Source organism: Streptomyces sp. NPDC002870, from assembly GCF_042888505.1.
Taxonomy (GTDB): Bacteria; Actinomycetota; Actinomycetes; order Streptomycetales; family Streptomycetaceae; genus Streptomyces.
Window position 1 is genome coordinate 23387 of sequence record NZ_JBIAPW010000049.1, and the last position, 12887, is coordinate 36273.

Below are 12887 nucleotides of genomic sequence, written 5' to 3' on the forward strand. Positions count from 1 at the left end.
CGACACTTCGATGCCGTACCGGATGACACCTCTGACGGCAGTGCAAATGTGCCGTCGACACAGTGTGCCCGGCCTCCGTTGTGCACAAGGCCCACTGCCGAACGGGGGATCGGGCTAAGGTCGTATCAGATGTGGCGCGCGATGCTGATGGGGGGCGCCTTTCATGACCGACATGCATCGTCAGGTGCCGGGAGCATTGCGGGGTATTGACCTGCCCGCGCGGGTCGTATGCCTCGGGGCACTGCTCTTCCTGGCGAAATCCGACCGGACAACGGCGCCCAGTGAACGTGGCGCACCGCGCCGAAGTCCTCCCGGACACAGGCCGGCCACACAGGGGTGACTCTGGTGTGGCTGGTTCCGGCCAGGCCCAGATGACCTCGGCACAGTACAGAGCGGCCTTGCCCCGGGCGACGGCGCTACGTCCCCGTGCGGGCCCCACCCCTTGCTGCCGGCATTCAGCATCTTGTGCCCCAGCCGGCGGAACAGAGAACGCGCGCGCCCGAGTTGACCCGAACAGGGCACGCATGCCATCCGGGGACCGCTCGGCACGGCCGTGCCGGGCACAGTAGCGGACAGGAGACTCCCGATGACCGACGGGATGCCGATCGGAACGTGCGAATGCCAGCGGGATCAGTTGACTCTCGTCAACCGCGAGCTGGAAATGTCCGTCCTCTCCTCCCTCCTACGGGACGCCCGCGCAGGGTCAGGCGGTATCGCCCTGCTGGAGGGCTCCGTCGGCATAGGCAAGAGTCTGCTGCTGCGCCGGCTGGCGTCCACACCCCACGTCGAGGGTCTGCGCGTGCTGGAAGCACGCTGCGACGCCCTTGAGCGCGACTTCCCCTTCGGTGTGGTGCGGCAGCTCTTCGAGCCGCTGCTCGCCACACTCGACGAACCACAGCTGGCGCAGCTGCTGGCCGGCAGTGCCCGCACGGCCGCGCAGGCGCTCAGCACCGAAGCGCTGCAGGGTGATGTCATGCCCCTGACTGAGGATGTGTCGTACGCCGTTCTGCACGGGCTGTACTGGTTCACCTGCAACCTGGCCGATGAGGCGCCGATCGTCATCGTCGTCGATGACGCGCACTGTGCCGATCTCGCCTCGCTGCGCTTCCTGACCCACCTCGCCCGGCGGATCGAAGGGCTCCCCATCCTGCTGGCCCTGTCCCGGCGCACCGGCGACGAGCCGACCGACGCCGCGCTCCTCGACGACATCGCCGGACAGCCGCTCTGCCGGGTCCTGCGTCCCGGTCCGCTCACCGCCGACGGGGTCGCCCAGCTGGTGAAGACCGTCTTCGACCACGAGGCGGACGACGAGTTCCACGACGCGTGCCTGGCGATCACCGGTGGCAACCCCCTGCTCGTCCACTCCCTGCTGACCGTACTGCGGCTCGGCGGCCAGCCGCCGAGCGTCGGCGGCCTGGAGTATGTCACCGCCCACGACGGTGCGTTCTTCAACGAGGCGATCCGATCCGTCCTGCGGCGACAACCCGAGTCCGCCGTGGCAGCGGCCCGCGCGATGGCCGTCATGGGTGACGAGGCCATGACGGAGGTATGCGCACGGCTGGCCGGGCTCGATGACGCGACACACTTCGCCGCGATGCAGGCACTGCAGTCCAACGGCCTGGTCTCGGAGGTCGACGACGGCCGGACATGGTCCTTCAACCACGGCCTGATCCGGGAAGTCATCGTGGCGGACATACCGCCGGAGGAGCGCGCGGAGGCGCACCAGCGCGCCGCCCGCCTGATGCTGGACGCGGGGGCGCGCGCCGAGCAGGTGGCCGGCCACCTCCTGATGACCGCTCTGCCGGCCACCGAGGAATGGGCGGTCACCGTGCTGCGGGAGGCCGCCCGCGAGGCGTCGGTCCGCGGCGCCCCCGCGCTGGCCGTGGATCTGCTGCGGCACTGCCTGCGTGAGCAGGTGCAGGTGCCCGAGGACGCGGCCGTACTGGTGGAGTTGGGGCTGGCCGAGGCGGGAGTGGACCCTCAGGCCAGTGTCCGCCATCTGCAGTCGGCCCTGGAGTACGTGCACGAACCGCTGCCACGTTTCTTCCTGCTCAGCTCACTGGCCACCGGCCTGATCCGCAGTGAGCAGTCCCTCCAGGCGGTGCGCCTGCTCGCCGAGCAGGCGTCGACGGTCCACGACGTCACGGGCGATCTGCAGCGACTTCTGAAGGGGCAGAGGCTGTTGGCCTCCGCGGAAGACCTGCAGAGCTTCGGGGTGACGCTGACGGAGTACCCGTTCGACATCAGCCTGCCCGGCGACTCCCCGGGTCAACGGGCCCTGCTCGCCGCCGGGGCCGGCCTCAGCGCCGTACGTGAGGAGCGGGCGGCGGAGTCGGCTGCCGCGGCCCGCCGGATGCTGGAGCGCAGCGTGCCCGGCATCGACTCGCCGTTCTTCCTGGCCACGGCGGCGACGGCACTGCTGTACGCGGGCCTGTCGGACGAGGCGGATGCCGCCTACAAGCGGGTCCTCGACGGCACCCGGGAGAGCCAGCACCAGCTGTACGGCCTGTGCCTGGCGTTGCGGGCCGAGGCGCTGTACCGGGTGGGCGCGCTGTCCGACTCGGTGGCGGCCTCGAGATCGGCGCTGAACGTGGTGCCGCACGAGACCTGGGGCCGCACACTGGCGCTGCCCATCGCGACGCAGATACACGCGCTGATCGATTCCGGTGACCTCGCGAGCGCCGATGCGGCGGCCGCACAGGAATTCCCGCCGACGAGCCTGGACACCTGGCAGTGGAACGAATTCCTGTGTGCGAGGGGACGGCTGCGGCTCGCCCACAACGAACCGCAGGCGGCGCTGGTGTTCCTCCTGGAGGCAGGCAGACGGCAGCACCAGTGGACCAGGACGAGCCCTGCCGTCTCGTCCTGGTGGGCCTGGGCCGGCCGTGCCCACCTCGCCATGGGAGCCCTCGCACCCGCCCGGGAGCTCGCGGAGACCGCCGTGGCACGAGCCCGGAAGGGGAACCTGACCGACGCGCTCGGCGCCGGCCTGCGGCTCCTCGCGGAAACGGAGAGCGGCACCGCGAAGCTTCCCCTCCTCGAGGAAGCCATGTCGGTCCTGGAGGACTCCCCCGCACGGCTCGAACGGGCCCGCGTGCTGGTCGACTACGGCTCCGCGCTCCATGCGTGCGGACGCACCGAGGCGGCGCGGGAGACGCTGCGCCAAGGGCTCGATCTGGCCTACTCGATCGGCGCCACGGTGCTGCGTGCCGAGGCCAATGACGCGCTGCTGGCCACTGGTGCCCGGCCGCGCACCGTCACGTCGAGCGGGTTGGAGTCGCTGACCCCGAGCGAAGCCCAGGTGGCTCAACTGGCAGCCGCCGGCGAGACCAACCGGGAGATCGCCGAAGAGCTGTTCGTGACCCAGCGCACCGTGGAGCTGCATCTGACGTCGGTGTACCGCAAGCTCGGGGTGTCCGGACGCCGGGGTCTCGGTACGTTCTTCGGCGCCGAACGAAGGGCGCAGTAACCCCCCGACCGCGGGACAGGGCGGCCGACGGCTTCGCCTCCTGGGCCGAGGCCGTCGGCGTCGAGGTCTGGGTCCGGGTCGGGTGTGCAGGCTGTCAGCGCCGTACCCCCGTCGCGACCCCGGCTCCGTACGCCGTGCGTGAGCGATCGGAGGGTACGGCGACTGCCGTCATCGCCAGGCCCGCCCGCACGGCCCAGCGCCCCTCGAATCCGGTCAGCACGAAGTCACCGAGCCGCCATCCGGGCACCAGCAGTTGTGCGGTGAAGGTCCCGCCGTCCTGGTCGAAGGTGATGAACGCGTCCTCGAACTCCAGCGGACGTCCGGTCATCGGGAACCACGCCTTGTAGACAGCCTCTTTGGCACTGAACAGGAGCCGGTCCCAGGGCAACGACGGTTCGCGGCGACGGCAATGCAGAAGACCGGCACGCTCCCCGGGCAACGACACGGCCTCCAGGATCCCGTCCGGCAGTGGACCCGCGGGCTCCGCGTCGGCGCCCACAGCGAGCACGTCCCGTGGCCGTGCCACGACGGCGGCGGCGTACCCGTCGCAGTGGGTGATGGCGCCTACGACCCCGGTCGGCCACCGCGGTTCCCCGCGCGGCCCCGGCAGGATCGGTGCCGGCCGCGCGCCGATCCCGGCCATTGCCTGACGGGCGCACCAGCGGCCTGCCGCGAACTCCCGTTTGCGCTTGTCGACCGCGCGGGAGACGAAGGACTCCTCTTCGCTCAGAAGCGCTCCGGCCGGCGGGTCGCCGAAGATCTCCGCCACGGAGACCGAGTCCGGCAGCAACTCGTCGATCATCGCAGCCTCCCGTCGGTGCACCTGTGGTGGCTGACCTCACGAGACTCCGGCCCGGAGCAGCCACTCGCCGTGCTCGGCCACAGTGAGACTAGGTCGCGCTCACCGAGCGGACCACCGAAGGCGAAGACAGTCGTCGAAGTACCGGGGAAATGACCAGACTTACCCCGCATCCTGCGGACAGCCCTTGCGCCACGGACCCGGAACTGCCTGGATACGTGCAGGGCAACAGCCCGCATCTCCCGATCGGCTCGGGACAAACCGTCGCCCGCTTCGTACCGACTCCCGAGGCGTCGGCTCTACTGGAAAGGACGGATCAGCCCCATGAGTTCATCCTCCGTGGACGAGGGTCTGTGGTGCCGGCGCTTCCATCCGGCTCCTGACGCGGGTGACCGCCTGGTCTGCTTCCCCCACGCCGGAGGTTCGGCGAGCTTCTACTTCCCGGTGTCCTCCGCGCTCAGCCCAGCCGTGGACGTACTCGCCGTGCAGTATCCGGGCCGGCAGGACCGGCGCAGGGAAGCCGGCATCGACACGATCGGCGAGCTGGCCGACAACATCTTCGACGCTCTGCGGCCGTGGACCGACCGGCCGCTGACCTTCTTCGGCCACAGCATGGGCGCACTGGTGGCGTTCGAGGTCGCCCGCCGCGTGGAGGACCACGGCGTGGCGCCGTTGCGGCTGTTCGCGTCCGGGCGCCGCGCGCCCTCCCGTTACCGCGACGAGAACGTGCACCAGCGCGAAGACGACGGGATCGTCGCCGAGTTGAAGAAGCTGAGCGGTACGGACGCCAGGGTCCTCGGCGACGAGGAGATGCTGCGGATGGTCCTGCCGGCACTGCGCTGCGACTACCGGGCGATCGAGACCTATCGCTGTGAGCCGGAGGCAGTGCTGCGCTCCCCCGTGACCGCGATCGTGGGGGACGAGGACCCGAAGACCTCCCTCGAGGAAGCACTGGCCTGGGAAGATCACACCAGCGGCGGATTCGATCTCCAGGTCCTGCCGGGAGGGCACTTCTACCTCACCCATCAGCAGACCGAGGTCATGAGGCTGCTCAGCGACCATTTCGCCTCCACCGCTGTGTCCGGCCGCCCGTCGTGATCACCTGCCCGAACTCCACCGCGGACGAGGCGGCAGCCACCTCTCCGAGGCCCTGGCCGCTCCCGGGACCGAGGTGACGCCTCCCCGCTGAGCAGGCCGACGCCGCCCTCGGCGGTCACCGGTCCCGCCAGGGGGCCGCCGAATTCTCGTTCCCGCCACCAGTCGAACACCCACTGCAACTAGGGTGGTCGCCACCTGCCCCGGCGCGCAGCGTGGCGTTCCGAGGGGGACGATGCAGAAACGGCGGCGACTATGGCTGAATCGACTCAGCACTCCCCGGGCTCCGACGGACGCAGTACCGACGGGCTGCTGGGCCGGGATGCCGAGTTGACAGTCCTGCGAAGCCTCGCCGCCGACGCGCGCGACGGCCGCGCCGGTGTGGCTGTCGTCCAGGGCGGGGCCGGCATCGGCAAGACCTCGCTCGTGGATGCCTGGGTCCGCATCGAGCGCCGCAACGGCATGCGCGTCCTGCGCGCGACCTGCGGCCAGACGCGTACGGACTTCGCGTTCTCGCTGGTACGCCATTTACTCGCCCCGGTCCTGGCCGACGCCGACGCGAAGGAGCGCGCAGAGCTGCTGGCCGGGCCCGCGGAGCTCGCTGCCCGGACGCTGGGCGCGGACGACGGCAGTCCGGAGGCTGGCCCGGTGCGCAGCGACGCCTCGTTCGCGTTGCTGCACGGTCTGTACTGGTTCCTCATCCATCTGGCAGCCCGCGGCCCGCTCGTCATCGTCGTGGACGACGCCCACTGGTGCGACGCGCCGTCGCTGCGCTGGATCTCCTACATCACCCGCCGCATCGAGGGATTGCCCGTCCTGCTGGTCCTCACAGAGCGGACAGGTGAGGACCACCCCACCGGCGCCCAGCTCACGGAGATCGCCACCCAGCCCGACTGCCGGGTCATCCCCCTCTCGCCGCTCACCGGCCCGGAGGTTGCCGTGTTCGTGCGCGCTGCCACGGACGGCGACGCGGACGACCCGTTTTGCCGTGCCTGCGAGCAGGCTTCCGAGGGCAACCCCCTTCTGCTCGTGGAGCTGCTGCGCACCCTCGTCGACAACGGGGTGCCCCCCTACGCGGAGCACATCGAGGCCGTGGAGGAATTCCGGGGGCACGTCCTCGCCCGCACCGTGCTCCACCGCGTCGGGCGCCAGTCCCGGGAAACCGTCGAACTCGCCCGCGCCCTGGCCATTCTCGGCGACGACACTCCCACCCGCGTCGCCGCGGCACTCTCCGGGCTCGGCGCGTCCGAGGTGGCCAGTCACGAGCTGGTGCTGCGCCGCATCGGCGTACTGCACGACGACTCCCCGACGCGATTCCGGCACCCGCTGATCCGTACCGCCATCATCGAGGGCACGATGACCCCCGACGACCTGGCCGCCGGCTCCGTGCGGGCCGCCCGCATCCTCCACCAGGAAGGCGCCTCCAGCGAGCAGGTCGCCGCGCACCTCATGCACTGCGAGCCCGGGGCGGGGAGCTGGCCGGCCGAGGTGCTGAAGGATGCGGCGCGCGTCGCGCGGCACCGTGGCGCGCCCGACGCCGCGGTCCGCTATCTGCAACGGGCTCTGGACGAACCGCTGTCCGAGTACGAGCGGGCAGCAGTCCTCGTCGAGCTCGGCACCGACGAACTGATGCTCGTGCCACAGTCCGCGGTGGGCCGACTGCGCGAGAGCCTGCTCATCATCGAGGATCCGGCGGCCCGCGGCCGGGTCTCGGCGATGCTCGCCGCCGCGTTGCAGATGACACAGCGCGGCCCGGAGGCCGTCACGGTGCTCCAGCAGGCGGTGGCCGGTCTCGGAGACCCACCGGAGAACGGCCCGCAGCGCGAACTGCTGCTCCATCTCAAGGCACAGCTCATCCAGGTGGCGTACGAGGACCAGAGCACGATCGAGCTGGTCGGCCCGCTCATCGAGAGCGTGTCCCCTGCCACGCTGCGCGGGGACACTCCGGGCGAGCGCGCGGTGCTGGCGGCTTCGCTGATCCACGCCATGGCGGGCCACCAGAGCGCCGCGCACGCCAACGAACTGGCCGACCGTGCGTTGCGCGGTGGTATCAATCTCAGTGGGCCGACGGAGATGCTGTTCGCCCTCTCGACCCTCGGGCTGATCACGACCGACCGGCTGCAGGAAGCCGTCGGCTGGTATGACCAGTTGAGCGACCAGGCCATGCGCTGCGGGGCCCAGCGCATATCCATCGGTGCTTCGTACGGGAAGGCCTCGACGGCCTCGCGACAGGGGCGGGTGGTGGACGCGCTGATGCAGGCGCAGGCTCTGTTCGACCGTTCCCCCGACATCGGCTACTCGGCCCTTCCGATAGCAGCCCTCATCGTCAACAACCTGATCGAGCTGGGGGACCTCCGAGCGGCGGGAGAGGTGCTGCAGGCGAACAGCCGCCACGACAGCCCCGACGCGGTGTGGGACCGCGGGCCGTTCCTGCTGGCCCGGGGCCGCTGGCAGCTCGTTTCCGGAGACACAGAGGCCGCGCTGGAAACCCTGCTCTACTGCGGCGCACGCCAGGACGCGGCGGGACTGGTGAACCCGGCGGTGACCGCCTGGCGGTCGCAGGCCGCGCTCGCGTACGCGGCCCTGGGCAAACAACATGAGGCCGTCGAGATGGCCACCGAGGAGCTTCGTCTTTCGCGCAACTGGGGCACGGCACGCGTGATCGGGGTCAGCCTGCGACATCTGGGCCTGGTCACGGGCGGCGACGCCGGATTCGACCTGCTCGGCCAGGCCGTGGACCAGTTGGAGGACTCCCCCGCACCGCTGGAACTGGCCAAGGCGCTGTACGACTTCGGGGCGGCGCAACTGCGCGCGGGCGACACGCGAACGGCACGTAAGACACTGCGCCGGTCGTTCGACCTGGCGGAAGAGTGCGGCGCAACCGCCCTGTCGGAAACGACCAGAGCGGCCCTGCGCGCGACCGGTGCCCGGCCGCGACGTGGGCAGCGGCAGGAACGGCAGCCGCTCACAGCCAGCGAGTACCAGATAGCCGGGATGGCGGCCACGGGGCATACGAACCACCAGATCGCGCAGGCGCTCTTCGTCACGCCCCGGGCCGTCGAGACTCACCTGACCAGCAGCTACCGCAAGTTGGGCATCACCGGTCGGGTTCAGCTGCGCGACGCCCTGCTCACGGAGAAGTCGCCGCGGACAGGGCTCCCGTCCTGGAGTTAGACCTCCCCGCCTTTAGGGGTTTCCCGAGCGCTGCCACTGTTCCAATGGCCTGTAATGAATCGCCTTCCCGGAAATCGGTCGGTGAGCAGTCGAACGGCCTTGAAGAAGGGCAGTTGGCCATGCTGATGAACGAAATGAATGTACTGCTTCGCGGGGGCCCCAACCTTGTCGCGGACAAGGAGAGGGTCCGCTACGTACAGGACGTGACCTCCAAGCTCAAACTCGCATGCGGCAACCGTTACGAGCACTTTGAGCCGACGACGGAAATGGTCCGGCAGAACGGCCAGACGCTCCAGGTCTTCGTCTGGACAGGCTGCACCTACATGGCCGAGTAGCTCCCAAGGCGGCCGGGCGACGGCCGGGCTCCCCCGTACATCCCGGGGAGCCCGGCCGCCGCCCGTGCCTGCATCTGGAGCGGACCGCCGGGCGGGGGCCGGAACCGATTCTCAAAAAAACAACTGAAGAAACGCCTAAAGGTCCTGGGAACCCCCCAGACACGCCTCGGACGTGCCCCCTACCTTGGCCGAATGATCGACCTTACGGGCGTGACCAAGCGGTACGGGAAAAAGGTGGCGGTCGACGACCTCACGTTCTCGGTCCGGCCCGGTTCCATCACGGGCTTTCTCGGTCCCAACGGGGCCGGCAAATCCACCACGATGCGGATGGTGCTCGACCTGGATCGCCCGACGTCAGGCCATGTGCGAATCGGCGGGAAACGCTACGCCGAGCTGAAGGAGCCGCTGCGGCACGTCGGCGCGCTGCTGGACGCCAAGGTGATGCACAGCGGACGCAGCGCCTACGACAACCTCGCATGCCTCGCCCTGAGCAACCGTATCCCGCTCACCCGGGTGAACGAGGTCCTGGAAGAGGTGGGGCTCGCCTCCGTGGACAGGAAGCGCTCCAAGGGCTTCTCTCTTGGCATGGGGCAGCGGCTGGGTATCGCTGCCGCGCTGCTCGGCGACCCGGAGATCCTGATGTTCGACGAGCCGGTCAACGGGCTCGACCCCGAGGGCATCGTCTGGATCCGCACCCTGATGAAGGATCTGGCGGCCAAGGGACGCACCGTCTTCGTCTCCAGCCACCTGATGAGCGAGATGGCGCTCACGGCGGACCACCTCGTGGTCATCGGCCGGGGCCGGTTGCTGGCGGACACTCCGATGCCCGACTTCATCGCTCGTAACTCTCACTCGTACGTCCGGATCCGCACCCCGGAGCCGGAGAAGCTGCAGGGCGCACTCGCCGGCGCCGGCATCACACCGCGGATGGCCTCCGAGGGTGCCTTCGAGGTGTCCGACGTCCCGGTGGAGCGGTTGGGCGAATTGGCCTGGCAACAGCAGGTGCCGCTGCACGAGTTGTGCACACAGCACGCCTCGCTGGAGGAAGCGTTCATGAGGATGACCGGGGAAGCGGCCGAGTACCGCACCGAGCCGGGCGGTACCGCGCCGGGCAACGAAGCCGGCGCGGCCCCGCTGCACCGTGGCGCCGGGGAACCGAGCCGGGAGCAGCAGCCTGCGACCCCCGGAAAGGATGCCTGACATGCCCGTACTGTCCGCAGTCCTCCACTCGGAGTGGGTCAAGATCAAGTCGGTTCGCTCCACCGGCTGGACGCTGGCCGCCGCCTTTGTGATCACCGTCGGATTCGGCACCCTGATCTGCGCTCTGTCCAACAGCCAGTTCGACGATCTGTCGAAGGCCGACCAACTGTCCTTCGACGCCGCCGGTACCGCCTTCGCCGGCGGGGTACTGGGCCAGCTCGCGATGGTCGCCTTCGGTGTGCTGGTGGTCGGCAGCGAGTACACCACCACGATGATCCGTATCTCGCTGGCGGCGGTGCCGCGGCGTGGCGTCTTCTACGTCTGCAAGCTCGCTGTCGCGACGGTCGTCGCAACCGTCGTCGGCCTGGTGACGAGCGTCGTCACCTTCTTCGCCGGGCAGGCAGCGCTCGGTTCCCACAGCACGACGATCGGCGAGGACCACGTGCTGCGCGCGGTGATCGGTGCGGGACTGTACATGGCACTGATCGCCCTGCTCTCGATGGGTGTTGCGGCGATGCTGCGCAGCACCATGCTGGCCATGGGCATCCTGATGCCCTTCTTCTTCCTGATCACCCAGATCCTGGCGTCCGTGCCCGGCACCAAGAAGGTCGCCCGTTACCTCCCGGACCAGGCGGGCGCGGCGATGGCGCGCGTCGTGCAGCATTCCGACTCGCCGTACGGCGCCTTGGGCGGATTCGGCGTGATGATGCTGTGGGTGGGCGTGGCGGTCGTCGGCGGCTATGTGCTGCTGCGGAAGCGGGACGCGTGAACCAACCGCCCTTCGGCATCTGAATCGACGGCCCTTTTAGGAAAATGCCGGGAGTCGGTGGTGCACGCTTCCACAGCGGGCGCCAATGACCTGCGGCACTACACACCGTTCCGGGAGAATCCATCATGACCGACATCAGGTCTGTACAGGTCGCCGACGGCGTCTCGTTCTTCGTACCGCAGGCGGAGGGGGTGCTGTTCTCCGAGATCGGATTCATCTACAACGAGATATTCGAGGACCGCACCTATCTCAGGCACGGCGTCGAGCTCTCGGACTCCTCGCGGATCGTCGACGCCGGCGCCAATGTCGGGCTCTTCACCATCTTCGTCAAGCAGCAGTTCCCCGGCGCGCAGGTGCTCGCTCTGGAGCCGATACCGGACATCCACCAGGCCCTGCGGAACAACCTCGACGCGCACGGCGTCGAAGGCGTCGACACCCGCAGGATCGCGCTCGGGCTGAAGCACGAGCCGGGGGTGCGCTTCACCTTCTACCCGGCTATCCCCGGCAACTCGACCCGCTATCCGGAGCAGAAGAAGGTCGGCCAGGACGTCACGGTCGAACAGATCGGGCAGGAGGCCGTCGACCGCGTCATGCAGGGGGTGGAGGTCGACGTCGAGGTCGAGCGACTGTCCACGGTGCTTCGCGAGTGGGCTCCGGACGGCCCGGTCGATCTGCTCAAGGTCGATGTCGAGGGAGCCGAACTGGACGTCCTGGAGGGCCTGGACGCGGACGACTGGCAGCGGATCAGGCAGACCGTCATCGAGGTCCAGGACCTCGACGGACGGCTGGACACGATCACCGGGATCCTGGAGAGCCACGGCTTCTCCGTCACCGTCGAACGCGCCAACCTGCCCGAGGTCTTCCACTACTTCATGGTGTACGCCACGCGTCAGCCGTAGCGCCCGTCGGCAGCTCGGCCCGGCACCTCAGCGAGGTGCCGGGCCGTTGCGCGTCGTGGCCGTTGCGTGTTGTGGCCTCAGGCCGGATTGCCCGAAGCGTTCTGGCCTGCCCAGGACGGCACGTCGAGAATGGTGAGCACCGCCGAGGAGGAGACCCAGCCCGGCCCCGAACTCGTCATCAGGATGTGGTCGCCCACGGCGACTTGTCCGGTCGTCATCAGATGGTTGAGCGACACGGCCATGTCACAACCACCCATGTGCCCGTAGATCCTACCGAATTCCCAGTTGGAGCGTGACATCGGCAGCCCGAGGGGCTGCATCTTCATCTGGTCGATCATGCGGGCGTCGGTGTTGGACGCCACCACCCATGCGAGATCCGAGGCGTTGAGACCGGCGTCGACGAGCGACCGGTACACGATGTCGAGTTCGAAGTCCCGGATCATCTCCATGCATTTGTCCAGCGGGACGACGTGCTGGTTGAAATACGACAGCAGCTCGAGAACGCTGGAAGCTCCGCCGGTCTTCTCCCGGAACGGCAGCATGGACTCCTCACCACGGTGCCACTGCTCCAGCTCGGGCTGCGTGCCGGAATTGAGCGCCCGCAGCGCCGCGCAGCCACTTTCGCCGCTGAAGAGCACGGCGGCGCCGGCGTCACTGGCGGTGAAGCCGGTGCCGAATCCCTTCCAGCGGTCGATCATGGGGGAGGTGAAGTTCTCCGCCCCGGTGACCAGCACAGAGGAGGCCGCCGCCGCACCCGTCATCTGCCCGACGGCGATCTCGAACGCCCCGAGCATCCCATTGGAGTGGTGGCGTACGTCGACGCTGGGAACGTCGCCTGCCCCGAGCTCCCGCAGGATGTAACCCGGCAGGTGACACGTCTCGGGCCCCTGCTGTACGGAGGTGGCGTGGATGTGGAAGTCGAGGGAGTCGACGTCCTCTTCCGACCTGCCCAGTGCCTGCCGTGCGGCGAAGACCGCCATGTCGACCGCCGGGAGGTCGCCGGCGATGTAGGCACCGGTCAGCCCGGTGCCGTACTGAATCGAGTATTCATCGTAGAGGCCTTCCTCAACTGCCTTCTCCGCACTCACCCACTCGTCCGGAAGGTGCACCCCGACTGTGTCGACGTAGACGCCGTCTATCTTCATTT

At 69.0% G+C, this 12887-nt stretch carries 9 protein-coding genes; 7 read left to right on the top strand and 2 right to left on the bottom strand.

What is annotated here, in order from left to right; translation table 11 throughout:
- The first annotated feature begins 586 nt into the window (after window positions 1-586).
- Window positions 587-3469 carry an ATP-binding protein gene (locus ACFYWY_RS35535; RefSeq protein ID WP_389194782.1) on the top strand — a complete coding sequence of 961 codons (2883 nt, stop codon included), beginning with the start codon at window positions 587-589 and terminating at the stop codon, window positions 3467-3469.
- 94 nt (window positions 3470-3563) lie between these two features.
- Here the strand turns inward: ACFYWY_RS35535 and ACFYWY_RS35540 are convergent, their stop codons facing one another.
- Window positions 3564-4271 (bottom strand): 4'-phosphopantetheinyl transferase, encoded by a 708-nt coding sequence (locus tag ACFYWY_RS35540; protein ID WP_389194784.1) that lies wholly within the window; start codon window positions 4269-4271, stop codon window positions 3564-3566.
- Window positions 4272-4592: 321 nt separating this feature from the next.
- On the opposite strand from ACFYWY_RS35540, the gene ACFYWY_RS35545 reads away from it, so the two are divergent.
- From ACFYWY_RS35545 to ACFYWY_RS35570, 6 genes are all read left to right on the top strand, one after another.
- Window positions 4593-5366: a thioesterase II family protein gene (locus ACFYWY_RS35545; RefSeq protein ID WP_389194787.1), complete on the top strand. Its 774-nt coding sequence runs from the start codon at window positions 4593-4595 to the stop codon at window positions 5364-5366.
- 252 nt (window positions 5367-5618) lie between these two features.
- Entirely contained in the window at window positions 5619-8537 is a 2919-nt protein-coding gene (locus ACFYWY_RS35550) for an AAA family ATPase (protein WP_389194790.1), read from the top strand.
- Window positions 8538-8656: 119 nt separating this feature from the next.
- Window positions 8657-8872: a DUF5988 family protein gene (locus ACFYWY_RS35555; RefSeq protein ID WP_389194792.1), complete on the top strand. Its 216-nt coding sequence runs from the start codon at window positions 8657-8659 to the stop codon at window positions 8870-8872.
- 192 nt (window positions 8873-9064) lie between these two features.
- Window positions 9065-10072: an ABC transporter ATP-binding protein gene (locus tag ACFYWY_RS35560; protein WP_389194794.1), complete on the top strand. Its 1008-nt coding sequence runs from the start codon at window positions 9065-9067 to the stop codon at window positions 10070-10072.
- A gap of 1 nt (window position 10073) precedes the next feature.
- The gene (locus ACFYWY_RS35565; RefSeq protein ID WP_389194797.1) at window positions 10074-10841 is read left to right on the top strand and encodes an ABC transporter permease; all 768 of its coding nucleotides are present in this window, start codon (window positions 10074-10076) and stop codon (window positions 10839-10841) included.
- Between the two features lie 125 nt (window positions 10842-10966).
- Window positions 10967-11740 carry an FkbM family methyltransferase gene (locus ACFYWY_RS35570; RefSeq protein ID WP_389194800.1) on the top strand — a complete coding sequence of 258 codons (774 nt, stop codon included), beginning with the start codon at window positions 10967-10969 and terminating at the stop codon, window positions 11738-11740.
- A 77-nt stretch (window positions 11741-11817) separates the two neighbouring features.
- On the opposite strand, the gene ACFYWY_RS35575 is transcribed toward ACFYWY_RS35570, so the two are convergent.
- Window positions 11818-12885 carry a ketoacyl-ACP synthase III family protein gene (locus ACFYWY_RS35575; RefSeq protein ID WP_389194803.1) on the bottom strand — a complete coding sequence of 356 codons (1068 nt, stop codon included), beginning with the start codon at window positions 12883-12885 and terminating at the stop codon, window positions 11818-11820.
- Window positions 12886-12887: the final 2 nt, after the last annotated feature.